General features: G+C 62.0%; 23 protein-coding genes. 1 reads left to right on the plus strand and 22 read right to left on the minus strand.

Annotated elements, in window-relative coordinates; all coding sequences use genetic code 11:
* Nucleotides 1-707 precede the first annotated feature (707 nt).
* The 18 genes from PZH32_RS09770 to dnaG all read right to left on the minus strand — a co-directional run bounded on the left by PZH32_RS09770 (nucleotide 708) and on the right by dnaG (nucleotide 19,859).
* The gene (locus PZH32_RS09770) at nucleotides 708-2,012 is read right to left on the minus strand and encodes a dihydroorotase (RefSeq protein ID WP_275207886.1); all 1,305 of its coding nucleotides are present in this window, start codon (nucleotides 2,010-2,012) and stop codon (nucleotides 708-710) included.
* Complete coding sequence (locus PZH32_RS09775; RefSeq protein WP_275207887.1) at nucleotides 1,996-2,940, minus strand: aspartate carbamoyltransferase catalytic subunit; 945 nt, start codon at nucleotides 2,938-2,940, stop codon at nucleotides 1,996-1,998. Before PZH32_RS09775 ends, PZH32_RS09770 begins: the two co-directional genes overlap by 17 nt.
* Before the next feature lie 3 nt (nucleotides 2,941-2,943).
* Nucleotides 2,944-3,540 carry a bifunctional pyr operon transcriptional regulator/uracil phosphoribosyltransferase PyrR gene (gene pyrR / locus PZH32_RS09780; protein ID WP_275207888.1) on the minus strand — a complete coding sequence of 199 codons (597 nt, stop codon included), beginning with the start codon at nucleotides 3,538-3,540 and terminating at the stop codon, nucleotides 2,944-2,946.
* 383 nt (nucleotides 3,541-3,923) lie between these two features.
* Nucleotides 3,924-4,463: a rubrerythrin family protein gene (locus PZH32_RS09785; protein ID WP_275207889.1), complete on the minus strand. Its 540-nt coding sequence runs from the start codon at nucleotides 4,461-4,463 to the stop codon at nucleotides 3,924-3,926.
* 431 nt (nucleotides 4,464-4,894) lie between these two features.
* Nucleotides 4,895-5,626 carry a cytochrome c3 family protein gene (locus PZH32_RS09790; protein ID WP_275207890.1) on the minus strand — a complete coding sequence of 244 codons (732 nt, stop codon included), beginning with the start codon at nucleotides 5,624-5,626 and terminating at the stop codon, nucleotides 4,895-4,897.
* Between the two features lie 330 nt (nucleotides 5,627-5,956).
* Nucleotides 5,957-7,630 (minus strand): AMP-binding protein, encoded by a 1,674-nt coding sequence (locus tag PZH32_RS09795; RefSeq protein WP_275207891.1) that lies wholly within the window; start codon nucleotides 7,628-7,630, stop codon nucleotides 5,957-5,959.
* A gap of 197 nt (nucleotides 7,631-7,827) precedes the next feature.
* The gene (locus PZH32_RS09800) at nucleotides 7,828-8,379 is read right to left on the minus strand and encodes a helix-turn-helix domain-containing protein (protein ID WP_275207892.1); all 552 of its coding nucleotides are present in this window, start codon (nucleotides 8,377-8,379) and stop codon (nucleotides 7,828-7,830) included.
* Between the two features lie 9 nt (nucleotides 8,380-8,388).
* Complete coding sequence (locus PZH32_RS09805) at nucleotides 8,389-8,925, minus strand: 2-oxoacid:acceptor oxidoreductase family protein (protein ID WP_275207893.1); 537 nt, start codon at nucleotides 8,923-8,925, stop codon at nucleotides 8,389-8,391.
* Nucleotides 8,925-9,773, minus strand: coding sequence for a thiamine pyrophosphate-dependent enzyme (locus PZH32_RS09810; RefSeq protein ID WP_275207894.1), 849 nt, complete (start codon nucleotides 9,771-9,773; stop codon nucleotides 8,925-8,927). The genes PZH32_RS09805 and PZH32_RS09810 overlap by 1 nt, the downstream gene beginning before the upstream one ends.
* Nucleotide 9,774: 1 nt before the next feature.
* On the minus strand, nucleotides 9,775-10,845 hold the full coding sequence (locus tag PZH32_RS09815) for a 3-methyl-2-oxobutanoate dehydrogenase subunit VorB (protein WP_275207895.1): 1,071 nt from the start codon (nucleotides 10,843-10,845) through the stop codon (nucleotides 9,775-9,777).
* 4 nt (nucleotides 10,846-10,849) lie between these two features.
* Nucleotides 10,850-11,056, minus strand: a complete 207-nt coding sequence (locus PZH32_RS09820) for an indolepyruvate ferredoxin oxidoreductase subunit alpha (protein ID WP_275207896.1) — start codon at nucleotides 11,054-11,056, stop codon at nucleotides 10,850-10,852.
* A gap of 76 nt (nucleotides 11,057-11,132) precedes the next feature.
* On the minus strand, nucleotides 11,133-11,876 hold the full coding sequence (locus PZH32_RS09825) for a ParA family protein (protein ID WP_275207897.1): 744 nt from the start codon (nucleotides 11,874-11,876) through the stop codon (nucleotides 11,133-11,135).
* A 1-nt stretch (nucleotide 11,877) separates the two neighbouring features.
* Nucleotides 11,878-13,668 carry an AMP-binding protein gene (locus PZH32_RS09830; RefSeq protein WP_275207898.1) on the minus strand — a complete coding sequence of 597 codons (1,791 nt, stop codon included), beginning with the start codon at nucleotides 13,666-13,668 and terminating at the stop codon, nucleotides 11,878-11,880.
* Nucleotides 13,669-13,743: 75 nt separating this feature from the next.
* The gene (locus tag PZH32_RS09835) at nucleotides 13,744-14,328 is read right to left on the minus strand and encodes a helix-turn-helix domain-containing protein (protein ID WP_275207900.1); all 585 of its coding nucleotides are present in this window, start codon (nucleotides 14,326-14,328) and stop codon (nucleotides 13,744-13,746) included.
* Nucleotides 14,329-14,539: 211 nt separating this feature from the next.
* Complete coding sequence (locus PZH32_RS09840) at nucleotides 14,540-16,438, minus strand: transcription antitermination factor NusB (RefSeq protein WP_275207902.1); 1,899 nt, start codon at nucleotides 16,436-16,438, stop codon at nucleotides 14,540-14,542.
* Nucleotides 16,431-17,363 carry a methionyl-tRNA formyltransferase gene (gene fmt, locus PZH32_RS09845; protein ID WP_275207904.1) on the minus strand — a complete coding sequence of 311 codons (933 nt, stop codon included), beginning with the start codon at nucleotides 17,361-17,363 and terminating at the stop codon, nucleotides 16,431-16,433. Before fmt ends, PZH32_RS09840 begins: the two co-directional genes overlap by 8 nt.
* A gap of 1 nt (nucleotide 17,364) precedes the next feature.
* The gene (gene def, locus PZH32_RS09850) at nucleotides 17,365-17,907 is read right to left on the minus strand and encodes a peptide deformylase (protein ID WP_275207905.1); all 543 of its coding nucleotides are present in this window, start codon (nucleotides 17,905-17,907) and stop codon (nucleotides 17,365-17,367) included.
* Between the two features lie 101 nt (nucleotides 17,908-18,008).
* On the minus strand, nucleotides 18,009-19,859 hold the full coding sequence (gene dnaG, locus PZH32_RS09855; protein WP_275207906.1) for a DNA primase: 1,851 nt from the start codon (nucleotides 19,857-19,859) through the stop codon (nucleotides 18,009-18,011).
* Nucleotides 19,860-19,975: 116 nt separating this feature from the next.
* Between dnaG and PZH32_RS09860 the strand changes: the two genes are divergently transcribed.
* Nucleotides 19,976-21,202 carry a deoxyguanosinetriphosphate triphosphohydrolase family protein gene (locus PZH32_RS09860; protein ID WP_275207907.1) on the plus strand — a complete coding sequence of 409 codons (1,227 nt, stop codon included), beginning with the start codon at nucleotides 19,976-19,978 and terminating at the stop codon, nucleotides 21,200-21,202.
* Between the two features lie 31 nt (nucleotides 21,203-21,233).
* Here PZH32_RS09860 and rnhA read toward each other — a convergent pair whose 3' ends face one another.
* From rnhA to ilvC, 4 genes are all read right to left on the minus strand, one after another.
* Nucleotides 21,234-21,713, minus strand: coding sequence for a ribonuclease HI (gene rnhA / locus PZH32_RS09865; RefSeq protein WP_275207909.1), 480 nt, complete (start codon nucleotides 21,711-21,713; stop codon nucleotides 21,234-21,236).
* 94 nt (nucleotides 21,714-21,807) lie between these two features.
* Entirely contained in the window at nucleotides 21,808-23,328 is a 1,521-nt protein-coding gene (locus PZH32_RS09870) for a helix-turn-helix transcriptional regulator (RefSeq protein WP_275207911.1), read from the minus strand.
* Nucleotides 23,329-23,429: 101 nt separating this feature from the next.
* Nucleotides 23,430-23,702 (minus strand): twin-arginine translocase TatA/TatE family subunit, encoded by a 273-nt coding sequence (tatA, locus tag PZH32_RS09875; RefSeq protein WP_275207913.1) that lies wholly within the window; start codon nucleotides 23,700-23,702, stop codon nucleotides 23,430-23,432.
* Nucleotides 23,703-23,914: 212 nt separating this feature from the next.
* On the minus strand, nucleotides 23,915-24,910 hold the full coding sequence (gene ilvC, locus PZH32_RS09880; RefSeq protein ID WP_275207915.1) for a ketol-acid reductoisomerase: 996 nt from the start codon (nucleotides 24,908-24,910) through the stop codon (nucleotides 23,915-23,917).
* Between the last annotated feature and the right edge of the window lie 45 nt (nucleotides 24,911-24,955).

Consider the following 24,955-nt stretch of genomic DNA (forward strand, 5'->3'; position numbering starts at 1 on the left):
CAAGCGGCAGTTTCGTCTCTGCGGGGACGTGTCCGAGCTGCTGGCATATAAACAGCGTTAAAGGCTGAGCGCTTTGGCAAGCGCCCCCGCAACCCCATTGTAGTGAGCCACGGCTTACTCGACGAAACCGCCACGCACCCGTTCTCCCCGCGACAGTCCCCCGTTACGAAGAGGTCAGGCTACCACTGCATGGTCAAATCTTCATCGAGGCGGGGTTTTTGCCCGAAACGGAGCTTTTAAGGTCGAAAATCTGTCGAGGTTGATGCTTTTGCCTGCACGTTTATTGAACTCGGCGGCTTTTTGACCAGTGTTTGCGAGCATGGATTTCGCTGACCTGGGGAAACTGCCAGAGTCCGCGATGTGGCCCGCGGCAAAACCCCCGCCTCGAGGTGATTTCGACCTTAAAAGGTCATTTTCGGGCAAAAACCCCGCCTCGAGCAAAATTTGACCGCAATCCTGCACCGCAAGCCGAATTCGACCACAAGGCTCCGCTTCGAGGCGAATCTGACTGCGAAGTTCTGCTTCGAGGCAGATATGACCACGAGGTCTAGCATCAAGGAGCGAGGATGCTGCTTGGCGCCCTGAACCATCCTCGCCACAACGCCAAGTGCCCGGCCAGCTGCTCCAAAACGTAAAGCGCCCCGGGCGGTGGGCCCGGGGCGCGGTGATGCCGTGGGTGTCTTGGGTGGCGCAGCGGCTAGCGAACCTTAGATGGTGCCGCCGTCCACCACGACGCCGTCTTGCATGGTGGCGTAGCCGCCTACGTAGGTGTCGGTGGCGCGGCCCGTCAGCTTGGCACCGATGAAGCCCGAGTTGTTGGCCTTCGAGTAGAAGTCGCCCACTTCAACGGTCCATTCAGCCTCGGGGTCGATGACGGTGAGGTCAGCCGTGCTGCCAGCCTCCAGCTTCACCGGCTCCTGGCGCAGGATCTCACGCGGCGCCACGGCCATGGCCTGCACCATGCGACCGTAGTCGATGACGCCGGCGCGCACCAGATGGGTAAGCACCAGGGACAGCGAGGTCTCGAGACCAGTCATGCCGAAGGGAGCCAGCTCGAACTCGCGGTCCTTCTCCCAGTCGGTATGGGGCGCATGGTCGGTGACGATGGCGTCGATCACGCCGTTCTTCAGACCCTCGATAAGTGCCGCAGCATCCTCGGCGGTGCGCAGCGGCGGGTTCACCTTGAGAGCGGTCTGATACTCGGCCGTGATGTCGTCCTCAGTGAGGAACATGTGGTGGGGGGTTACCTCGCAGGTAACAGGCAGACCCTCGGCCTTGGCCGCAGCCACCAGATCCAGGCCGCGCTTGGTGGTGATGTGCTGGATGTGCAGCGGGCAGCCGGTCAGGCGGCACAGAGCGATATCGCGGGCAATTTCCAGCTCTTCGCCCTCGGCGGGCCAACCCACCATACCCAGACGGGTGCTGGCCACGCCCTCGTTCACCTGGCCGTCGCCCACCAGGGAATCATCCTGGCAGTGAGCCATGATAACGGTGTCGAACTGCTTGGCATAGTCCATAACGCGACGCATCATACCGGCGTCCTGGATTCCGTGGCCGTCGTCGGTGAACACCGGAGCGCCATGGAGGTACATGTCGCCCATGTCCGAGAGCACCTCGCCCTTGAGATCTTTCGAGCAGGCACCGGACACGATCACGCGACACTTCCCTACCGCGGCGGCGCGGGCTTTCACGTACTCAACGGCCACGGCATCGTCAACCACCGGTGAGGTGTTGGGCATAGTGCACACGGCAGTGAAGCCGCCATGGGCTGCAGCGCGGGTACCGGAAGCGATGTCCTCCTTCTGCTCCTGGCCCGGATCGCGGAAGTGAACGTGGAGGTCAACCAGGCCCGGCGTGATGATCTTGCCGGTCAGATCGCGCTCCTCGCCCTTCTCCATGGTAAGGTTGTGGCCCACTTCGACAATCTTACCGTCGCGAATGAGAATGTCGGCTACTTCATCAAGGCCAATCTGGGGGTCGACCAGGTGTGCGTTCTTAAGCATCAATGCCATCGTTGCTACCTCCTAAGAGCAGATACAGGGCAGCCATGCGCACGAGCACGCCGGCGTAAACTTGATCGAGAATGATGGAGCGCTTCGGATGATCGGCCATGAAGCTGTCCAGCTCCACGCCGCGGTTGATGGGACCCGGATGGCAGATGGTGGCATCGGGCTTCATGAGGCGGTCACGCTCCTGGGTGAGGCCGTAGAGCAGGTTGTACTCGCGCAGATTCGGATAGGGCGCACCCTCGAAGCGCTCGCGCTGGATGCGCAGCATGTACACCACGTCCAGCTCGGGCAGTGCCTCGTCGAGGTTGCTGGTGACATGATCGGCGCCCAGAATGTCGGGGCGGGCGGGCAGCAGCGTCGGCGGTGCGATGACCGTGACCTCGCAGCCCATGATCTTCAGTGCCGGAATAAGCGAGCCGCACACACGGGAGTGGCTGATGTCGCCCACCACGCCCACATGCAGGCCGTTCAGGTCGCCTTTCTCCTCCCAGATGGAGTACAGGTCGAGCAGCGCCTGGGTGGGATGCTGATGCTTGCCGTCGCCGGCGTCGATGACCGACACGCCGGACACGTCGGCAATTTTGCGCGGGACGCCGGCCCAGCGGTCGCGCACCACGATGCAATCGATCTTGTAGGAGCACAGCGTCTTCACGGTGTCCACGAGGCTCTCGCCCTTTACCGTGGCCGTGGAAGAGCCGCCGAAGTTCAGCGAATCGGCGGACAGGCGCTTCTCAGCAATCTCGAAGGAGGAGCGCGTACGGGTGGACGGCTCGTTGAACATGTTCACCACGGTGAAGCCCTTGAGCGTGGGCACCTTCTTGATGCGACGCTCGTTGACCTGCTTGAAGGTCTTCGCCGTTTCCAGAATGGTCATGATGTCATCAGCCGAGTACTCGGTGATGTCGATAAGATGCTTGTGATCGAAGGCCATGCCCTACTCACCTTCCTTGGTTCCCAGGGGCGAGGCGCCGGCGCGCTGGCCCGGTTCGATATCGAGAATTTCCACGGCGGAGATGCCGTCCACTTCCTCAAGGAAGAGGCGGACGTTCTCGCTGGAGGACGAGGGGACGTTCTTGCCCACGAAATCGGCGCGAATGGGCAGCTCGCGGTGACCACGGTCAACGAGCACTGCCAGCTCAACGGCGGCTGGGCGGCCAATGTCCATGAGCGCGTCCAGGGCGGCGCGGATGGTACGGCCGGTGTACAGAACGTCGTCGACCAGCACCACGGTCTTGCCGTCGATGGAGAACGGGATATCGGTGGAATGCACCTCGGGGGCGAAATGGGTGGCGAAATCATCGCGATAGAAGCTGATGTCGAGCTTGCCGAGGGGAACCTTCACCCCTTCGATTTCCTCGATTTTGCAGGCCAGCATCTTGGCCAGAAGATCGCCGCGGGTGACGATACCCACGAGCGCGATGTCTTCGGCGCCCTTGTTAGCTTCGAGGATCTGGTGCGCCATACGCGTCACCGCACGCTCGATGTCGTTGGCGTCCATGCAGATGGACTTAACATTGTTTGCGTCGCTCATACACACTCCCTTCGATAAGGTTCGTGCGTACAGACGAAACCGATGAGCTTTTACCGCTTGCCCGCTCATCTTGCCAGGTTCGGGCATTAAAAAAAGCCCTGTCCCTGACAAAGGCTTCTGCGTCTTTGCGCTTTGCGCTTGCGTTGCCGCCAGCGTTCAGTGCGCTGATGTAGTTACCTTGTCGGCCTCTCTGTACCGCATTTAAAGGACGTGCTCAATATAGGACGCGCAACGATGACTTGCAACCCCCATAAATGAAATATTCAATTATTTCCGCGAACGGGCACGGCGGAGAACAAAAACAAAACGGGTCTGGCAGTCGCCCGCCAGACCCGTTTTGTCAACATAGTCCATTCGTCCCGCTAGGCGAACGGAACAAGAACTTAGTAGTTCTCGGCGCGAATCTCGAAATGACCCTGGGGATGATCGCACACAGGGCAGCGCTCCGGCGGCTCAGTGCCGATATGGATGTGGCCGCACACGGTGCACACCCACACCTTGACCTCATTGCGACGGAAGACCTCGTCGTTGTTGATGCGATCCATCAACGCCTGGAAGCGCTCCTCGTGAGTGAGCTCGATCTTCGCCAGCATCTCGAACCAGTTCGCCAGATCAACGAAGCCCTCCTCGCGGGCATCGGCGGCGAACTTCTGATAGGCGTCAACACCCTCGGCTTCCTCGGAAGCCTTGGCGGCCTTCAGATTGTCCATGGTATGCGGCACGGCGTCGTCATGCAGCTTCTTGAACAGCAGCTTGGCATGATGCAGCTCATTGCCGGCCGTTTCGTTGAAGATCTCGGAGATCTGCGTGTAACCGTCCTTGGCAGCCTGCTGGCCGTAGAAAGTGTACTCGCAGTAAGCACGGCACTCCAGATCAAGGGCCGTTTCAATGTTCTTCCAGGACTGGGAATCTTTCAGCTCCATCGGTCCACTCCTTTCAGGGCGCGGTCATAGGGGCTGCGCCAGTTGACTGACTCCATACTGAACCGATTCGATGACTTGATTCCTCAGAAAGAAAACCAGAAACCCCAACGTTACCAAACGTTAGAAAACCCGATACCCACCCTTCCCCGAAGGCTCAACCTGAAGGTTGCCCCCTCTTCAAGAGCCGAGTAGCCCCCTCGCCGCCCGAACCCCCGAAGGGCACCGTCTGAACACCAAAAACAAAAAGCGGCCAAAGGCCGCCCCGTAAAAGCATGAAGTAGCGCAGCGCCCGAGCGAAGCGAGTCAGCGAAGCGGCGCGTGCCCGGAGCGGGGTTCGGGCGGCGAGGGGGCGGACGAGCAACTCGGAGGAACAAAGCAAGAGGGCCGCCCAAATGGACGGCCCTCAAGGAAAAGCATCAGTCAGTTAAGACCTATTCGCCCTCCTGCACCTGCTTCAACAGCGTCTTGTTCTCGGCGGCAGTGATCCAGCCGTCGGGAATGTCAGCGTCGTTGTGGCAGCTGGAGCAGTAGTTCACCGACGCGCGGTGAGCCTTGTGGCACTCGCTGCACTCGACGGTGCCGTGCTGAGCCACATGGGGGTTGCGCTTCATGTCGGACGTGGCCTTGGCCAGGTCGTCGCGCGTCATGTTGTGGCACGCCTCGTTGAGGCAGAACTCGTCGGCCGGAATGCCGCGAGCCTCGGTGAGCTCGGCCAGGGTGCGCTCGGGAGGCACCATCAGGCCCGTCTGGGTATGCCAGACCTCATAGTTGCCGGTGACCCAGGACATGCCCTCGGAAATCTGCTCGCTCAAAGTGGGCACGTGGCAGGACAGGCAGGTGTCGCCGTTCTGAGCGCGATGGAGCGGAGCCATCATAGCGCTGGCGTTGGTGACCTCGTTGCCCCACTTGTCGGTGGAGGCCATGTCGACCTCAGCCTCGTAGGTGGGCAGATAGGCATCCATGGGGGTGTGGCAAATGGCGTTGCAGAAGCTGGGCTGCTCATGCCAGACCCAGAAACCGGCGCCGGCCACCACAACGACAGCGACAACTACGCCGACGATGATGGGCCACTTCTTCTTGCCCTTTTTCTTTGCCTTGGGAGCCTGCTCCGCGGCCGCAGCGGTATCGGGAGCAGCTACCTCGGCCTTCTCTTCTTCCGTCATACATCCATCCTTCCAGCTTGGAACTTCAGACGCCATCGCGCCTCCTTCTTGTAAGGCTGGTGGGATCGGCCCTCCCCAGCAGATCCACATCAAAGCCAATGGGCACAGGTGCACCAAAAAAACCTTGTATCAGCCTCAAACGTATAATAACCGAATTCCCATAAAAGGTCAGCAGAAACGTCACCCTTTAGAGGGATTTTTCCCTTAAACAAGAATCACCGTCGGTGGACGGCGATTCCCTTGAGTGCCTTGATTTTATTCAACAGCTCCTTATTGCTGCTCTGTCAAACAAAAGGACCCGGATAATCCGGGTCCTTCGTAGTCGTGACGTTAGTCCATCACACCGTCGGTCTGTCGGATAAGCTTGCGCTTGATCTTGCCGCCGATGGTCTTGGGCAGTTCGTCGGTGTACTCGATGATACGCGGGTACTTATAGGGGGCCGTGGTCTTCTTCACGTGCTCCTGCAGCTCGCGCGTCAGGGCCTCGGTACCCTCGTAGCCCTTGGCGAGCACCACCGTGGCCTTCACCACTTTGCCTCGGATGGGGTCGGGGGCGGCCGTTACGGCGCACTCGATAACGGCCGGGTGCTCCACCAGGGCGCTCTCCACTTCGAAAGGCCCGATGCGGTAGCCGGAGCACTTGATGACGTCGTCGTCGCGACCCACAAAGAAGCAGTAGCCGTCCGAGTCGCGCCAAGCCAGATCGTGGAGGTTGTAGTACTCCCCTCCCACGGCCTCTTCCGTACGCTCGGGATTCTTGTAATAACCCACGAACAGACCGGGAGGATAAGCCTCCTTCAGACCGGTAACGCAGATGGCGCCCTCTTCGCCGTCCTCCACTTCGCGGCCATCGTCGTCGAGCAGCTTCACGTTGAGCAGCGGCGACGGTTTGCCCATGGAACCCGGGCGCGGCTCGATCCAAGGGAAGGTGGCCAGCAGCACGGGGCCTTCCGTCTGGCCGAAGCCCTCGCGGATCTTCTTGCCCGTCAGACGCTCCCACTGAATGGTCACCTCGGCGTTCAGCGGCTCGCCGGCGGTGGCGAAGTTCTTCACGCTGGACAGATCATAGGACTCCACGTCTTCCTGGAGCATGAAACGATACATGGTGGGCGGAGCGCAGAAGGTGGAGAGCTGGTAGTCCTGGATCTTCTGCAGCAGCTTCGTGGGCACGAATTTATCCATGTCGTAGGCGAAGATAGTGGCCCCGGAAATCCACTGGCCGTAGATCTTGCCCCAGCCGAATTTAGCCCAGCCGGAATCGGTGACGGTCATGTGCAGTTCGTTCTCGCGCACCTGCTGCCAGTACTTGGCCGTGATGATGTGTCCCAGCGGATGGGCGAAGTTGTGCTCCACCGCCTTGGGATTGCCCGTGGTGCCGCTGGTGAAGTACATGAGCATGATGTCCTTCGAGGTGACGCCGGCCTCGCCCGTGGGGCGCTCGAAGGTGTCGGGGAACCCGTCGATGAGCTGGTCGAAGTCGATCCAGCCCTCGCGGGAGCCGTCCACGATGAACTTCGCCAAAATGGAGGGGCACTCGGGCATGGCCTGCTCTACCTGGCTGCACACGTAGTCGTCGTTTACGGCCACAATAGCCTTCACGTCGGCACTGTTCACGCGATAGGCCACGTCCTTCTTCGTCAGCTGCAGCGACGCCGGAATGATGGTGGCGCCCAGCTTGCACAGGGCCACGGCGCAGATCCAGTACTCCCAGCGACGGCGCAGGATGCACATAACCACGTCGCCCTTGCCAATGCCCAGATCGGCGAAGGCGTTGGCGGCCTGGTTGGACAGCTTCTTGATGTCGGTGAAAGTGAAAACACGCTCCTCGCCGGCGTCGTTGCACCACAGCAGGGCGCGCTTATCGGGCTCTACCTCGGCCCACTCGTCTACCACGTCGAAGCCGAAGTTGAAGGCCTCCGGCACTTCGATCTTGAAGTTCTCCGCAAAGTCCTCGTAGGAGTCGAACTCGATCCTCGGGCAGTACTTCTTCAAAACGTGATCCATGATGCTCTCTTTGTCTTCCTTGCTTCTCTTTGTCTGTCCGCCCGGCGCTTCCGGGTATCCTGATTCGCTCAGACAGTCCTCGCTTTGTGAAAATGTCCACTGGACATTTTCAGTCGCTGCGGAACTCGCTCGGTCAGGACACCCGAAATCGCCGGGCTGCTCTTACAACTACGAAAGAATCCTCTAGCTGAGGGTTGCTACTCCGCAATAATCGTGATGAACTTACAGGGTTGGGTACCGTTGCAGCGTTGGCCGTGGGGGTACTCGGGGTTGAAGTAGATGCTGTCTCCGGCGTTCAGCTCGATGTCGCGATCGCCGAAGGTGAGGATCATCGATCCCTCCAGCACGTAGTTGAACTCCTGGCCGCGATGCTCCACCAGCTCGGCCGCGTCCTCGCCGGGCTCCAGAATGACCAGCAACGGCTGCATGATCTTATGAGAGTAGCGGCTGGCCATGTCCTCGTAGTGATAGCCGGGATAGCGCTCCACCTCTTCGGTTTCGCCATGGCGCACCACATGATAAGTGTTGAGCTTCGGTGCGGTGCCGGTGAGTACCTCGGCCAAGTCCACGTTGAACTTCGTGGCCATGTGATACACCGCCGAAATGGGGATGTCGACGCCGGTTTCCTCCCAGGAGCGATAGGTGTCGATGTCGACGCCCAGCTCCTCAGCCATGGTGTGGCGCGACACATCGCAGGCCTCGCGGAGGCCCTGGATGCGCATGCCCAGCTCTTGCAGATTCTCTTCCATGATGGCTCCTTAAGCGTTGAGGCCGATTTCGATGGCGGTACGGTTCTGCTCCAGCTTCTCGGGCTTCGAGGCGGGCACCACCTTGGCAATGGCGGCATCGAGGGACGCGCGCTCGCAGAACTGGGTTTCCTTCCACAGCTTGCCGATGAGCACGATGTTGGAAAGGCCCTTGAGCCCCTGCTCCTCGCAGAGCTTCGTGGCTGGAATGCCGATGACGTTCACACCCTCGCGCTCCGACACATTGGGCACCATGGCGGTGTCGACGATGACCGTCCCGCCTTCCACCACCGTGTCGAGGAACTTGTCGAAGGAGGGCTGGTTCAGGGCAATGAGCGCATTGGGATGCAGCACGAGCGGGCTGCCGATGGGCTCGCCGGACAGCGTAACCGAGCAGTTGGCCGTGCCGCCGCGCATCTCGGGGCCGTAGGAGGGCATCCAGGACACCTCGCGATCCTCGGCCAATCCCGCCATGGCGATAACTTTGCCGGCGAACAGCGACCCCTGGCCGCCGAAGCCGGCCACGACGCATTGCAGATCGTTGCTCATTAGTTCTCCCCCTTCTTCTCGGGATGGGCGATGGGGCAGTCGGCGTTGCGGGCCGCAGCCGCCTCGGCGGCGTTGGCGAAGCCGTCGGCCACCACGTCGCGGTACACGCCGAGCGGATAGTACGGCAGCATGTTCTCGCGCATCCACTCAAAGGCGCCCTGCGGGGTCATGCCCCAGTTGGTGGGGCAGGTGGACACCACTTCGATGAAGGAGTAGCCCACACCGTCGATCTGGTTCTGGAACGCCTTCTTGATGGCCTTCTTCGCCTTGCGCACGTTCTTCGGCGTATCCACCGTGACGCGCTCGATGTAGGCCGGGCCGTCCAGGGAGCTGAGCAGCTCGCACACACGGATGGGGTTGCCCGCCGTGGTTACATCGCGGCCGTAGGGGCTCGTCTGCGTCACCTGGTTCGGCAGCGAGGTGGGGGCCATCTGGCCGCCGGTCATGCCGTAGATGGCGTTGTTGATGAAGATGACGGTGATGTTCTCACCGCGGGTAGCGGCATGAATGGTCTCGGCCATACCGATGGAGGCCAAGTCGCCGTCGCCCTGATAGGAGAAGACCACCTTGTTCGGCTGCACGCGCTTGACCGCCGTGGCCACCGCGGGAGCACGGCCGTGAGCCGCCTCGATCATGTCGCAGCCGAAGAAGTCGTAGGAGATAACGGCGCAGCCGACGGGCGCCACGCCGATGGTGTCGCCCTCGATGCCCAGCTCGTCCATGACCTCGCACATCGTACGCTCCACAATGCCGTGGGGGCAGCCCGGGCAGAAGTTCGTCACCACGGGCAAAAGGGACTTGGGACGCTCGTAAACGACCTTGAGTTCCTTCTCGGTTGTCTCGGCCATGCTACTCACCTACTTTCTCATTGAGGGCCACCAGGGCGGAAAGCACCTCGTCGGGGGTGGGGATGACGCCGCCGGTGCGGCCGAAGAACTCGACAGGGCGACGGCCGGATACCACCAGCTGTACGTCCTCGATCATCTGGCCCATGTTCATCTCCACGTCCAGATAGGCCTTGGCCTGGGGCACGGTGGCCTCAAGAGCGTCCACGGGGAACGGCCACAGCGTGATGGGGCGGAACAGACCGGCCTTGATGCCCTGGGCGCGCGCGGCGTTCACGGCGCTGCGGGCCACGCGGGCCGAGGCGCCGAAGGCGGTCACCACAATGTCGGCATCGTCGATCAGGTAGGTTTCGGCCTCCTGCTCGTTGGCACGGATGGTGTCGTAGCGCTGATAGCGCTCGATGTTGAGGTCTTCCAGGTCCTCGGCCGTCAAGTACAGCGAGTTCACCACGTTGTGGGCGCGCTTATGGCCGTGACCCGTAGTAGCCCAGGGCTTCTCGGGCAAGTCCTCCAAGGCGCGCGCCTCGGGCAGCACCACGGGCTCCATCATCTGACCGAGCAGGCCGTCGGCCAGGATCATAACGGGCACGCGGTACTTGTCCGCCGTGTCGAAGGCCTTGTAGGCGTAGTCGGCCATCTCCTGCACCGTGGAGGGGGCGTAGACCACAATGTGGAAGTCGCCGTGACCGGTGGCCTTCGTGGCCTGCCAGTAATCGGACTGCGAAGGCTGGATGGAGCCCAGACCCGGGCCGCCGCGCTCCACGTTGATGATGACGCCCGGCAGATCGGCGCCGGCCATATAGGAGATGCCCTCGCTCTTCAGCGAAATGCCCGGCGAAGAGGACGAGGTAAGCACGCGCGCGCCGGCCGCCGAGGCGCCGTAGACCATGTTGATGGCCGCCACCTCGGACTCGGCCTGCAAATACACGCCGCCCACTTTGGGCATGTTCTTCGACATGTAGGCGGCCACCTCGGTCTGCGGGGTGATGGGGTATCCGAAGAAGCAGCGGCAACCAGCGCGCATGGCCGCCTCGGCCATGGCCTCGTTGCCCTTCATGAGTACTTTCTCAGCCATGTCCCTACCTTTCCACGGTGATGGCCACATCGGGGCACATGACGGCGCAGGTTGCGCAGCCGGTGCATTTTTCCTGATCGATGCAATGGGCCGGGTGATAGCCCTTGGCCGTGATGACGTCGGGGTCCAGCTCAAGAATGTGAACCGGGCACACCTCGACGCACAGGCCGCAGCCCTTGCAGAAGAAGTCGTCAACGGTTAGTCGCGCCATAGGAACCTCTTTCGCTCGTGCGTTTCTGCGCTCCGTCGCTCTCCCACGGCGAAGCGTCCTATTGCTTTCAGCCCTTTTATCCCCAGGGCGTGGAAACAAGTACCTGTACAGGATAGCTTTCGGGAATACGCTCAAGCGGCGTTGACCCGTCGTTTTCCTGCTGAATGGCCGATTCGGGCACCGTAGTGCAACGAAGGGGCCGGCCCGTGGCCTGGGCTGTGGCCTGGGCAAAGGGGACACATTCTGCAATGTGTCCCAACGTGGTCTCTCCTTGCAAATGGGAGTTGTTGACAATGCCGGTAGCCGTCAGATGGCTTTTCGCCTCGATCTCGGCGAGAATGGCCGCGGCCTCCTCCGGCGTGCTGGTAAGGTTGCGATAGCCGTTCACCACGTACCACACCTCGTGGGGGCCTTCCTGGATGGCGGGGGCAAAGCGCGCCAGCGCCGTAGCGCCCACGTCGTCGCCGCCGGCGTCGATGATGACCACGGGCCGCGGACCCTCTCCGCCAGTCCGCGCTTCGTGATAAGCGCGATTAATGGCGGGGATAACCGCGCCCGTCAGCGACGGCACGTCCAACGACGTGCCCGCTCGGGCAAAGACCGGGGCGATGAGAGTCACACCGTGCTCCTCCAGAAGCGTCCGGTACTCGCTGGAGCGGAAGTAGGGATTCACCACATCCAGGTCGGCCAAAGTGACCGCCGCGCCCGCGTCTGCCGCATCAAGGGCCAGGTTGAGGCAGAAGTTGGTCTTTCCCACCCCGTAGTGACCCACCACCACGGTAACGGGCGCCAAGCTTTCCAGCAATGCGGCCTTGTCCACGCTAGATCAGCCCCTCGGGGGTTTTCTGGGATGCGTGGTGCGTCTGGTCTTGCTCGCGGATGGCGGCGCGGCGGATCTTGCCGTTTACGGTGCGGGGCAGATCGTCCACGTACTCGATGATGCGCGGGTACTTGTAGGGGGCCGTCTGGCGCTTCACCCATTTCTGCAGCTCCTGGGTCAGGGCGTCGCTGCCCTGCCAGCCATCGGCCAGTACCACCGTGGCCTTGACGGCAAACCCTCGCACCGGGTCGGGCACACCGGTAACCGCCACTTCGCGCACGGCATCGTGCTCGAGCATGACCGATTCGATCTCGAAGGGGCCGATGCGATAGCCGCTCGACTTGATGACGTCGTCGTTGCGACCCACGTACCAGTAGTTGCCCTCCTCGTCGCGCCAGGCGGTATCGCCGGTGTGGTACCAGCCGTCGTACATGGCCTCAGCGGTCTTCTCCGCGTTGCGGTAGTACTCCATCATGATGCCCGCCGGGTGCGGATCAATGTTGATGCAGATCTCCCCCGTCTCGCCGGTGTCGCATTCGGTGCCGTCGTCACGCAGGATGCGCATATCGTAGAGCGGCACGGGCTTGCCCATGGAGCCAGGGCGCGGCGTGGAGTTGGTCAAGTTGCCCACCGTCAGCGGGGTTTCCGTCTGACCGAAACCCTCGTAGATGGTAAGGCCCGTGTGCTCGCGCCAGAAATCGAACAGGTCGGGGTTGAGCGCCTCGCCCGCCGTGGTGCAGTACTCCAGGCTGGACAGGTCGAACTCGTCGACGTTCACCTCGGTCATCATGCGGTACATAGTGGGCGGGCAGCACAGGGTGGTCACGCCGTAGCGACCGATGAGACCCAGGATGTCGGCCGGATCGTAGCGGTCAAAGTCGTAGGTAAGAACCGCGGCCTCCATGAGCCACTGCCCGAAGAACTTGCCCCACACGGCCTTGCCCCAACCGGTGTCGGCGATGGTAAAGTGCAGGCCGTCTGGGCGCACGTTGTGCCAGTGCTTCGCCGTGATGAGATGGGCCAGGGCATAGCCGGAATTGTGCAGCACCATCTTGGGATTGCCCGAGGTGCCGCTGGAGAAATACATGAGCATGGGATCGGCCGCCGCCGTTTCGCGGCGTTCAAAGTCGGCGCTGGCCGCGCGTACCTCGGTGTTGAAGTCACGCCAGCCGTCGCGGGCTACCGGTGCGGCGCAGATGCCCTCGGGACCCGACAGCGCGGGGCCCGCCGGTTCGTCGGCGGGCAAAAGCCAGGTGCCATCGGCATCCTGAGGCGTGAGGCCGGCACCCGCCGGATTCACCAGGATGAGCGTTTCCACGCTGGGGCACTCGTCGACAACGGCATCCACCGTAGCCGCGATATCGCCGGCCGAGGTGGCAATGATGGCCTTGATGTCGGCGCCCTGCAGGCGGTAGGTAAGATCGTGCTCCTTCAGCATGAAGGTAGCAGGCACGGCCACAGCGCCCAGCTTCTGAAGGGCCAGCATGACGAACCAGAACTGGTAATGGCGACGCAAGATAACCATGACAAAGTCGCCGCGGCCGATACCGCATTCGGCCAGGAAATTTGCCGTCTTGTCCGACCAGGTTTTCATGTCGGCGAAGGTGAAGACGTGCTCCTCCCCCTCCGGATTGCACCACACCATGGCGCGGCGCTCGGGGTCGTTCACGGCAATATCGTCGACCACGTCGTAGGCGAAGTTGAAGTCGGCCGGGGTTTCGATGTCGAATTGAGTGAGCTGGCCTTCCTCGTTGAAGGCCTCGGTAACATAGCGTTCGTTGATATGGCGCATAGTAATTCCTTGCATGAAGTCAGAGGGCGAATGGGATTATCGGTTGCGGCGACGTCGGGGCGTTCCCGGCGGCGCCTAGATAATCTTCTCGTCCTGGGGCTTCATGACAATGGCAAGAAACACGCAGGGCTCGCCGCCCGTAGCCACCATGCCGTGGCCACGGCCCGAGTCGTACATGACCAGGTCACCCGGCTCGAGGATTTCCTCGTGATCCTCGTAGGCAAAGCGCATCTTGCCCGAGATGATGAAGTCAAGCTCTTGGCCCTCGTGGCGGGACAGATGCACCGGCACGTCCTGCTCCTCCTCCAGGTAAGGTGCGGTGACCACGAAGGGCTCGGCCAGCTTGTGGCGAAAATGCGGCGCCTTGTGCAGGTACTCGAAGCCGGCGCGGCGCTTGATGGACAGGCCCTGATCCGCACGGGTAAGCGAATAGCCCGTCAAGTGAGGATTCTCGCCCGTCAGCAGCTCGATCACGTCGACGCCGAACTTGTCGGCGCATTTGTACAGGAAGGTGAAGGAGAGATCCTCCTCCCCCGATTCCTGGGCGGCATACTCGGCGGCGGAGCGACCTGTAGCCTCGGCCATCTCCTGCAAAGTGAGGTCCATGTCCTCTCGCAGCGCGCGAATACGCCCCGCCACCTCTTTGATATTCGGCTCCACGATTGCGACCTCCTTTTCCTTGAGACAGTTTTCAGTATCGCAGTATTGTACTGACATCCTGTTCACCTGCGTTTCAAAATAGTCAACTCATCGGGGAAGCGCCCATAGTTTTTCCTGCGCGTCCTCTATCGGTTTATCCGAAACGCCCGGGGTTCCCCGTTTTCCTCGCTCCAGGAAAGAGAAAACGGCCCGAAGGCCGTTTTCGCAGTGCTTATTCTGCTTTGCGTCGCATCCGCGCCAGGAAATGCGCATCGGAGCTGCCGGGCTCCAGCATGGTGGAGAAGAACGGCGCTTCGACGCCCAACTCGGGATTGTCGTAGGGAACCACTTCGAAGGCCGCCCCGGCCTCGCTGGCCAGGAAGCGCTCCACCACAGCAGCGTTCTCTTGCTGGGTGATAGTGCACGTGGCATAGGCCAGAAGACCGCCGGGGGCCACGTGGCCCGCTGCCGCTGCAAGCAGCTGCTCGTCGAGGGCGGCCTGCTCTTCGATGGCCTCGGCCGTCAAACGCCAGCGAATTTCGGGGTGGCGCCGCAGGGTGCCCAGACCCGAGCAGGGGCTGTCCACGAACACCGTGTCGAAGGTGCGCTCGCCTATCAAGACATCGAGATCGGTGGCGTCGCCAGTCAGCGCGTCGGCGACGTTGATGCCGTACTGCTCGCAGCGCTCGCGCAGGAGCTTGGTCTTGAACGCATGATTGTCCACGGTCACGTAGTCGTCGATCTGGCTGCCGAAACGGCGCACGGCACAGCTTTGGTCGAGGATGGTCTTCGTGGCACGCCCGGCGCCGATCTCCAGGAAGGTGGCAGGTTTCTCCCCCTCCAGCACCAGGTTCGCAATGGCCTGGGACGTGGCGTCGGAAACAAGGATAAGACCCTGGTTGAACATGCGACGCACACGGCCGTCGTGGAGCACCACGCCGGAGCACAGACGGTAGCAGCCGGGCACGGGACGCCCCGCCACCGTCACAGCTTCGGGCTCGCCATGGGCCGCCGCCAACACCGAAACCACCTCGGCCTCATCGGCCTTGGCAGCGTTGATGGCCACGAACACCGGCGCGGGCTCGTTGGAAGCCTTCATGAAAGCTAGGGCGTTTTGGGGTCCCAGCTCCTTGAGCAGGCGCTCGGTGAGCCACTGGGGGAAGCCGTGCAAGCGGGCATAGGCCGCCAGGTCCTTGCGCGGGTCACCGAAGGGGAAGGCGTCCTTGGCGCGCACCACACGGCGGAGCACCGCATTGGCCAGGCCGCTAGCGCGGGGCGCTACCGAACGCACCAGCTCGACGCCCTGGTCCACGGCGGCATGAGGGCTCTTGTCCAAGAAGATGATCTCATAAACCGAAAGGTCAAGGGCATCGCGCACGGCCGGCGAGACATCGTCGGGAGAATCCATGCAGGAATCAAGGATCTCGTCGAGGGTGCCGCGCATGCTGACGACGCCGAGCACTAGGCGCGTGGCAAAGGCGCGGTCCTCGCGGGAAAGCTTCGAGGTGTCGATGGTCTTCGCAATAATGTCCTGGGCGAAGGCATCGCGCTCGCGCAGCTGATGAATAGCCGAAAGAGCCAGCTCACGCGCCGAAGTGGCATGCTTGCCCGAACCTTTGCGCTTCTGCACTGCCTGGGCGCCATCGGTGCGCGGGGCGCGCGGCCCATCGCCCTCACGACGAGGCTTGAAGTCGTCACGCTGTCCAGCCGGGCGGGGCTTGAACCCCTCGGCGCGGTCCTCCCGAGGCTTGAAGCCGTCGCGGCGATCGCCCTGGGACTTGAAGCCGCCGGGCTTGCCATCGCGAGGTTTGAAGCCGCCGGGTTTTCCGTCACGGGACTTGAATCCACCCGGTTTTCCATCGCGCTTGGCGTAGGGCTTGTCAGCCGAAGAGCGGTCGGAACGCTCGCTTGAACGTGCACCATCGCGCTTGCGGAAATCCGGCTTGCCGCCTTTGCCGTCGTCGTCGCGGCGGAACTTGCCGGCGCCGGGCTTGCCGCCTCGACGGTCGAAGCGACGATCTCCGCGGGGCTTGCCCCCTTGAGAGGGGCGGCCACCCTGGGCAAGACGATCGCCTTGGGACGCGCGGTCGTAGGAGCGACGCTGGTTGTGAGCTCGATGATCGTTACGCATGGTGCCATGCTCCTTCTGCCCCGCGCAAAACCGGCACACCGGCGGCAAAGGCCTTGGCCTCCATGGCACGCTTGCCATCGGGCTTTACTTCCAATACTTCCAACACGCCCTGGGCGCAGCCCAGGTAGAGCTTCTTCGCCATGAACTGAGCCTGACCAGGCGCCACGGTAATTTCTGCGGGCGCCAGAGCAACAGCCAGAACGGTGACGGGGCGCTCGCCGATAATGCAGCGGGCCGGATGGGCCTCGCTGGACGCGCGCACCCGCCGCTCATTGACATCCGCGGATTCCTGTGGGTCGAGGTCCAGTTCGCCCTTGGCAATTTTTTCCGCATAAGTAACGCAGCTCTCGTCCTGGGTAACCCAGGCTGCATGGCCGGCCTCCACCTGGGACAGTGCCACCAACAGGGCCTGGGCTCCCAGATCGGCTAGCTCCACGGTAAGGCTGGCAGCCGTCTGACCCGCGGCGGGAATGGCGCGGCGCACGCAGTAGTCGCCGGTGTCGAGCCCTTCCTCCATGGCCATAATGCACACGCCCACTTCCTCATCGCCCGCCAACAGGGCGCGCTCGATAGGGGCCGCGCCGCGCCAGCGCGGCAGCAATGAGCCGTGAACATTCAAGCAGCCATACGGCGGAATATCGAGCACTTCCTTGGGAAGAATGGCGCCGTAAGCGGCCACGCAGATGACCTCAGGGCGCAGAGCCGCTAGATCAGCCTGCACCTGAGAGTCGCGCAGGGAGCGCGGCGTGCGCACCTCGATGCCATGCTTCTGGGCCACTTCCTTCACCGGCGAGGGCACGAGCGTTTTGCCGCGGCCGCGCACTGCATCGGGACGCGTGTACACCGCCACGATCTCGTGGTGAGGAATGAGCTGATCCAGGATGTCGGCGGCAAAGGCAGGCGTGCCCATGAAGACGATGCGCACGCTACTTCACCTCGAAATCGGTGTCGCCGGGACGGGCGCCGGCCGCACGAGCCTCCTCGTAGAGGCGCAGCGCCTCGATACGGGTGGCGGCATCGCAGCTTTCGAAGAGCGTCTTGCCGTTCAGGTGGTCGATCTCGTGCTGAAGGCAGCGGCCCAGCAGGCCGTCGCCCTCGATCTCCCACAGCTCGCCATCCAGATCGTAGTACTGAACGCGGGCCCAAGGCTGACGCTCGATGGGCACGTTGACGCCGGGGCAGGACAGGCAGCCCTCGCTGCCCACTTCCGGCTCGCCAGCCAACTCGACAATTTCAGGGTTCACCAGCACGATGGGGTTCTTCTCCCCCTTCTCGCCGTCCCAGTCCACATCAATGACGATGAGGCGTTTCGTGACGCCCACCTGGGGCGCCGCAATGCCGCAGCCGTAGTTTTTATACATAGCATGTTCCATCTGCTTGGCCAAACGCTTGAGCGACTTGTCCGACAAGTCGCAGGGCTCGCAAACCGTGGCCAAAATAGGATCGGGGGAAATGACAATAGGCAGCACCGTGGTTCCTAACTCTTATGGGATGCGCAAAGGCGCGAACAGGTTGTTAACCTGTTTATTGTGGGCAAAGGCGAAAGGCTTGTCCAGATACGCCGCGAAATCTACGGAAGGGATCGATGAGCCTGGCGACGAGCGGCCAAATCCTTCTGCAACGCCGTGGCCGTCTCGTGGAGCAGCATGGCCTCGTCGGCATCGAGGCTCTCGTCGGAAAGCTGGGCCACCAAATCGGCCACTGCCTCCTCGGCATCGCCCAAAGCCAACTCCTCCGCAAGAAAATTGCCGAGTTCCTCCGGGTCTTTCTTCTCATCGAACGACCGCGCCATGAACACCGCCGTGGCCTGCGGGGCGGAGTCGGCCACTCGGCTCACCAGGGCAGCGCTGTCGAGACCCGGGTTCTCCTCCCAGGCTTCCAGCATGGCCTCGGCCACCAGGCGGTGAACCTCTTCGTGCCACTGCACCTGGGCCAAGCCATCGGCATGGGCCAAGCCTACCGACGGATGATGGGCCACCAGGCTCAGAAAGGCGCGCTCGAAGGAAAGGCGATTGCGCTCAGCCCGCGTCAGAGCGCGCCGGGGACGCGGCGGCGCAACGGGCATCGGAGGCTCTTCGTCGACGCGCTCGGTGAAACGCGGAGCTTCCAGGCGCGCCAAAGCCGCCAGCACATCCTCCTCACGCTGGCGCAAGCGCCCAGCCAGCTGGATGGCGTAATCCTTGGCCAGCATCGACTGCTTGATGGGCGCCAGCACCTCCAGACAGGCTGCCAAGGCGCGGGTGCGGCCTTCGGCCGTGCTGAGGTCGTGGGCCGCCATGCGACGGTCGATGCCGTACTTGATGAGCGGCTTCGCATCGTCCAGCAGCTTTTGCAAGGCGTCGGCACCGCGAGCTTCCACAAATTCCGCCGGGTCCAAATTGTCGGGCAGCGTCACGGCCACCAGCTCCACGCGGGTGCGTCCCGCTTCGGGGGTCATGGAGTCGTCGATGAAGCTGAGGGCGCGATCGGCGGCGCGCTGGCCGGCCGCATCACCGTCGAACAGGTACACGATGCGCTTCGAGGCATGACGCGACAGAAGACGAATGTGCTTCATGGTCAGCGACGTGCCCAGGGTGGCCACCGCGTTGGCAATGCCGTGCTCGTGCAGGGCAATGACGTCGGTATAGCCCTCTACCACCACGGCATCGCCCGTAGCAGCCATGGCGGCTTTCGCCTTATCGAGTCCGTAGAGCACCTGCGACTTGTGGAACAAGGGGGTTTCCTGGGAATTCAGGTACTTCGGCTCGCCCTGGCCAATCACGCGGCCGCCGAAGGCGATGCACTCCCCTTGCACATCGTTGATGGGAAACATGACGCGGTTGAAGAAGCGGTCGCGCAGCCGCCCGTCGCGACCGGTCAGCGCCACGTTGGCCGCCACCAATTCATCGCCCTTGAAGCCAAGGCCAGTCAAGTGGCGCACGAGCACCCCATGGCCGGGGGCAAAGCCCAGGTTCCAGTCCTTCGGCACCGTGCCGCCGAAGCCGCGACCGGCCAGGTAAGCACGGGCCGCATCGGGCTCGGCGCCCTTGCCGCGCATGAGCTGGGTATGGTAGAACTCCGCAGTGCGCGCGCAAATTTCCTTCAGGCGCGCCTTGCGGCTGGCGGGCACCGACGGGCGCCCCGAGGCCTCCACAATGTCGATGTGAGCGCGCTCGGCCAAGCGGCGCACGGCCTCAGGAAAGGTAAGGTCCTCGCTTTTCTGGATGAAGGTAAAGACATCGCCGCCCTCGCCGCAGCCGAAGCAGTGCCAGCGCTGCAAGGCGGGATCGATTTTGCACGAAGGCGTTTTCTCCTGATGAAACGGGCAGCAGCACCAGAAATCGCGCCCCTTTTGCTTGACGGGCACGCGCTCTCCTATGATGGCCACCAAATCGCTGGCTTCCCGAACCTTTTGAATATCCTCATCGCTGATGGCAGCCACTGACGCTCCTGATTCTTCTGTGCTCATTTTTTGGGAGAGTATATCACCTTGCGGGCAAACGGATGTTCCGCAGTTACCATGGCGGTAAACAACAGATGGCGAAAGCGAGCGTATCCATGAGCAAAGACACCGCCCCTTACCTCTCCCTTGATCCTGAAATAGAAGAGGCCATCCGCGCCGACCGTGCTGCCGGGCGCGAAAACCCCACCCGTTTCCGCGACGAGGACGTTGTGCGGCGCGAGGATTTCAAGCACGACGAGGCCACGCTCACTCGGCCGGCCTTCGTGCGCGATATCGAAAAGGTGCTGAACATTCCCGCCTACAACCGCTACACCGACAAGACCCAGGTGTTCTCCTTCGCGGAAAACGACGAGATCTCCCGCCGCGGTCTGCATGTGCAGCTGGTAAGCCGGGTGGCCCGGGGCATCGGCAGCCTCCTGGGTCTCAACTGCGATCTGATCGAGGCCATTGCCCTGGGGCACGATGTGGGGCACACTCCCTTCGGTCATGCCGGCGAGCGCTTCCTTTCGACCTGCTACCACCGTCGCACCGGCCGCTACTTCAACCACAACGTGCATTCCGTGCGCGTGCTGGACGACCTGTACCGTCGCAACGTCTCGCTGCAAACCCTGGACGGCGTGCTCTGCCACAACGGCGAGTTCGCCCAGCAGCGTCTGGTGCGTGGCACCTGCGGTTCCTTCCAGGAGCTGGACGCACTGGTGGAGGCCTGCAACGCCGATGAGCTGACCATCAAGACCCTGCGCCCCAGCACGCTGGAGGGTTGCGTGGTGCGCGTCAGCGACATGATTGCCTACCTGGGCAAAGACCGCCAAGATGCCCTGGCCATGGGCGTCATCGACTCCCTTGACGTGTTCGATGCCGACGTCATCGGCACTACCAACGCGAAGATCATCAACAACCTGACGGTGGACATTGTCAACAACTCCTACGGCACGGGTGAAATTGCCATGAGCGAAGCGGTGTTCGCCGACCTCAAGCGCGCAAAGAAGCAGAACTACGAGGTCATCTACTTGAAAGAGGGCATGGTCGACGAGACTGAGAACCTGGTAGAAGAGATGTTCGAGGAAATGTACGCCCAGCTGCTCAGCGACGTAATCACCGACCGTCGCGAGAGCCCTATCTTCCAGCATCACCTGAAGCGGCTCTGCGCGGCCTCGCGCTCCATCAAGCCCGAGGAATATCTGGCCCAGGATCCGAACCAAATTGTGGTGGACTATATGGCCTCCATGACCGACAGCTACTTCATGGCCATCTACGCCCATCTGTTCCCGGAAAGCCCGCGCCGCATCCAAACCCGCGGCTACTGCGCCGATTTGGCTTAGCGGAGCGCTTGCCGCCAGGGGGCGTCAAAACTTAGCCGCGGAATCCTTCGTCTTGCCGGTGGCAGGCCGGGTTGTCGGCGGCCGTGGTGGCCAGCTCGTCGCAGCGCTCGTTCTCGGGATGGCCCGCATGGCCCTTCACCCACACAAAGGTAACCTGATGGGGCTCTTTGGCGGCCAATAGGCGCTTCCAGAGGTCCACGTTCTTCACTGGCTGCTTCTGGGCGTTCTTCCAGCCGCGCTTAAGCCAGCCGGCCACCCAATTCTGATTGAAGGCATTCACCAAATACTGCGAGTCCGAGTACACCGTAACCGAGCAGGGGCGCTTGAGCGCCTCAAGGCCCACAATGCAGCCGAGCAGCTCCATGCGGTTGTTGGTGGTGCAGGAGAATCCCTCGGAGAACTCCTTCTCGTGCACCGTGCCCGAGGGAGCGGTATAGCGCAGAATAGTGCCGTAACCACCGGGCCCCGGGTTGCCGCGGGAAGAGCCGTCGGAAAAGAGGGTAACGTCCATGGTGCCTTCCTTGGTTGGAGCCGAGCTCCTTGCCTGTGAGACAAGCCCGGCGTCTGAAAACTCGCTGAATGAAAAACCTGTCGGCGCCGCCATGCTAGGACAACTCCGCTTCCACGCGCTCGCTGAGGTCGATGAGCTCCTGGCGGGTGTGCACGTCGCATTTGGCGTAGATACGCCGCAAATGGGTGTCCACGGTGTTCTTCGAGATGAAGAACTCGCTGGCAATGCGCTCGGCCGTGCGCCCGCGCAGGGCCAGGGGCAGAATCTCACGCTCGCGCTTCGAGAGCTTCGCCTGGGTGGCAATGCGCTCGCACACCTCGTCGAAGCGGTCGGTCTGCGCTACCACCACCGACAGGGCCGCCATGTCGCGGTCGGTGAAGAGGAAGAGATAGGTGTACATGACCGCCACGCCCGCCACGGCTACCAGGGCGGCGGATACATCGAAGGTGCCCGGCAGAGCCGCGATGACGCCGCCGATAACCACACCGCCGATCTCGCCGGCAAAGAGTGCGGCGAACCCGCGCGAGAACGATCGCACCGTGTCGCGCCCGGCAATGCGCCCCATGATAAGGAACAGAGAGATGAGCACTGAGAAAATACCCAGATACCCCGCGAGCTCCACAGCCACGCCGGATACGCCCACGCTTTCCAATAAGGGCACGGCAATAAAGCCGCCCACCATAAGCAAGAGGGCCAACCGATAGGCGCCTCCCAGGGGGCCGACCTCTTGGTCGGAACCGGTGGGCAGCACCGCACGTACCCCGGGTCCCAACGGCTTGCCCCCGTAAAGCTGCAGAGCCGCAGCGCAATAGAGGACAAACAGCACGAAAGTGACGGAAAGTGCCGTATAGGCAGACTGTTGGGCGCTGGCGCTCAGGGCCTCCACCGCGCCGGTAGCCAGCCCGTAGACCACCGTGCCTCCGATGATGCGACCGGTAAGCTTGGCGGCCTCGTCAGATTCCGAAGCATGGCTTGCAGACTCTCCCTCGGCATGCTCGGGAGTCCGACGAGCGTCTTCTTCTGCCCGCTGAGCTTCTTCCGTTGAATCCCCTGATGCCCGCTGGAGGCAGCGAAGCGCCCAAGCGCTTCCCAAGGGAAGAACGTAAAGTGCCACATAGGCTTGGGCAAAGGGAATGGCCACGACAAAGAAACAAACGGCCGCGCCCAAGGCGCTGCCGATGAACACCTCGGGAACCGACTGGTCAATAGAGGCCTGCCCCAGAACCCGTCCCCATAAACAGAGCAGCAACGCCAAGGGCACGCCCGCAAGCAATCCCTCCAGCACCGCAAATAACAACCAGGAAGCATCGGGTAACGACCAACGCAGACCCACAAGCGCGAAGAGTGCTCCTACCAACGGAAGGCCAAGCGTGCGCACAAGTCCTTCGGCCACCAACATAAGACGCGCACGGACACCCTCTTGCAGCATAAGCGCGAACGTGGCCACCATGGCCACCAGAACGCAGAGCAAATCGGCGCGATCAAGGAAGAAGCCGTGCTGGCCGCCTTCGTTGAAGGTGCCCAGATACAGCATAGTAAAGAGGAAGGCCTGATTGCAGCCAAAACCCACCATGGCCAGGCGCGCTTGACGCACACGCGGTAATGTAGTGGCCACGGTCCTCCCCTTTCGTTTGAGCTAACCTGACTATTCTAGCGCAAACGAAAAGGGAGCCCGCCGCGGGCTCCCCCATTCATCGATTATCTGTGATCGGACGGCTACTCGGCCTTCTTCTTCACTACCTTCTTCACGGTCTTCGTGGTGGCCTCGCCGGCAGCGGCGTAGGCAACCTCGGGCTCGTCCTCGACGATCTCGACAATTTCCTCGACCTCTTCGTCCTTGTCCTTATCGAAGGACATGCCCTCGCGCAGGCTCTTCACGGTCTTGCCCAGAGAAGCACCGAGTTTGGGAAGGTTCTTCGGGCCGAAGATGAGCAGCACGACGACGAGAATGATAACCAGCTCGGGAACACCCAGTCCAAGAATCTTCATGAGTAATGTCTCCTTCTTTGGTCGGACCCGGCTTGGTTGCATCCCCTCGGCCGCGTCCCTTCTGTTTGCGTTTCGACGCTGCCCATCATGCCCTCTCGCACCCTTGTTGCCTATCACGCAGACCCGTGATTTTGTCACGCGGCAAGAAAAAATCCCTGTCACACCTTTGCGTGACAGGGATGCGTTTTACCTGATCAACCTGTAAGTATTACTTACTCGTGAATCCAGGAGAACATACCGCGAATTTTTTCGCCGGTCTTTTCGATCTCATGGTCGTTGATAGCCTCGCGCTGCTCGACAAGCCACTTATGACCGTTCTTGCAGTCGGCCACGAACTCCTCGGCAAAGGAGCCATCCTGGATGCGAGCCAGAATCTCGCGCATAGCCTCGCGGCTCTGCTCGTTGATGACCTTGGGGCCGGCGTAGTACTCACCGTACTCGGCCGTGTTAGAGATGGAGTAGTTCATGAAGTGGATACCGCTCTCGTACATGAGGTCCACGATCATCTTCATCTCGTGATAGCACTCGAAGTAGGCAAGCTCGGGCGGATAGCCGGCTTCCACCAGCGTCTCAAAACCGGCCTTCACCAGCTCCACCAAGCCGCCGCAGAGCACGGCCTGCTCGCCGAAGAGGTCCTCTTCGGTTTCCTCCTTGAAGGTGGCCTTGATGATGCCGGAACGGGCACCGCCCACACCCCAGGCGTAGCTCATGGCAATGTCCCAGGCATCGCCCGTGGCGTCCTGCTGCACGCAAATGAGGTCCGGCACACCGGAACCCTCGGTGTACTGGCGGCGCACAATGTGGCCCGGGCCCTTCGGGGCGCACATGATGACGTTCACGTCCTCGGGCGGCGTGATGTAGCCGTAATGGATGTTGAAGCCGTGGGCGAAGGCCAAGGTGTCGCCAGCCTTCAGATGCGGGGCGATATAGGTTTCGTAGATCTCGGGCTGCAGCTCGTCGGGCACGAGAATCATGATGAGATCGGCTTCCTCGGCGGCCGTGGCCATGTCGACCACCTTGAGTCCGGCCTCTTCGGCGGCCTCAATGGACTTGGAGCCCTCGCGCAGACCGACGCGCACGTCGCAGCCGGAATCCTTCAGGTTCAGCGCGTGGGCATGGCCCTGGGAGCCGTAGCCGATGACGGCAATCTTCTTGTCCTTGATGATCTCCGGGTTGCAATCCTCTTCGTAGTAAATTGTGACAGCCATGGGTTTCCTTTCTTTTCGGTCGGCTGGCTTTTATGTAATCGGGGT

Source organism: Adlercreutzia equolifaciens, from assembly GCF_029076695.1.
Lineage (GTDB): Bacteria > Actinomycetota > Coriobacteriia > Coriobacteriales > Eggerthellaceae > Adlercreutzia > Adlercreutzia equolifaciens_A.

Coding starts and splice junctions, on each gene's coding strand:
- PZH32_RS09770 (WP_275207886.1), bottom strand. CDS start 2,012: ATGGCATTGATGCTTAAGAACGCACACCTGGTCGACCCCCAGATTGGC.
- PZH32_RS09775 (WP_275207887.1), bottom strand. CDS start 2,940: ATGGCCTTCGATCACAAGCATCTTATCGACATCACCGAGTACTCGGCT.
- pyrR (WP_275207888.1), bottom strand. CDS start 3,540: ATGAGCGACGCAAACAATGTTAAGTCCATCTGCATGGACGCCAACGAC.
- PZH32_RS09785 (WP_275207889.1), bottom strand. CDS start 4,463: ATGGAGCTGAAAGATTCCCAGTCCTGGAAGAACATTGAAACGGCCCTT.
- PZH32_RS09790 (WP_275207890.1), bottom strand. CDS start 5,626: ATGACGGAAGAAGAGAAGGCCGAGGTAGCTGCTCCCGATACCGCTGCG.
- PZH32_RS09795 (WP_275207891.1), bottom strand. CDS start 7,630: ATGGATCACGTTTTGAAGAAGTACTGCCCGAGGATCGAGTTCGACTCC.
- PZH32_RS09800 (WP_275207892.1), bottom strand. CDS start 8,379: ATGGAAGAGAATCTGCAAGAGCTGGGCATGCGCATCCAGGGCCTCCGC.
- PZH32_RS09805 (WP_275207893.1), bottom strand. CDS start 8,925: ATGAGCAACGATCTGCAATGCGTCGTGGCCGGCTTCGGCGGCCAGGGG.
- PZH32_RS09810 (WP_275207894.1), bottom strand. CDS start 9,773: ATGGCCGAGACAACCGAGAAGGAACTCAAGGTCGTTTACGAGCGTCCC.
- PZH32_RS09815 (WP_275207895.1), bottom strand. CDS start 10,845: ATGGCTGAGAAAGTACTCATGAAGGGCAACGAGGCCATGGCCGAGGCG.
- PZH32_RS09820 (WP_275207896.1), bottom strand. CDS start 11,056: ATGGCGCGACTAACCGTTGACGACTTCTTCTGCAAGGGCTGCGGCCTG.
- PZH32_RS09830 (WP_275207898.1), bottom strand. CDS start 13,668: ATGCGCCATATCAACGAACGCTATGTTACCGAGGCCTTCAACGAGGAA.
- PZH32_RS09840 (WP_275207902.1), bottom strand. CDS start 16,438: ATGCGTAACGATCATCGAGCTCACAACCAGCGTCGCTCCTACGACCGC.
- PZH32_RS09860 (WP_275207907.1), top strand. CDS start 19,976: ATGAGCAAAGACACCGCCCCTTACCTCTCCCTTGATCCTGAAATAGAA.
- rnhA (WP_275207909.1), bottom strand. CDS start 21,713: ATGGACGTTACCCTCTTTTCCGACGGCTCTTCCCGCGGCAACCCGGGG.
- tatA (WP_275207913.1), bottom strand. CDS start 23,702: ATGAAGATTCTTGGACTGGGTGTTCCCGAGCTGGTTATCATTCTCGTC.
- ilvC (WP_275207915.1), bottom strand. CDS start 24,910: ATGGCTGTCACAATTTACTACGAAGAGGATTGCAACCCGGAGATCATC.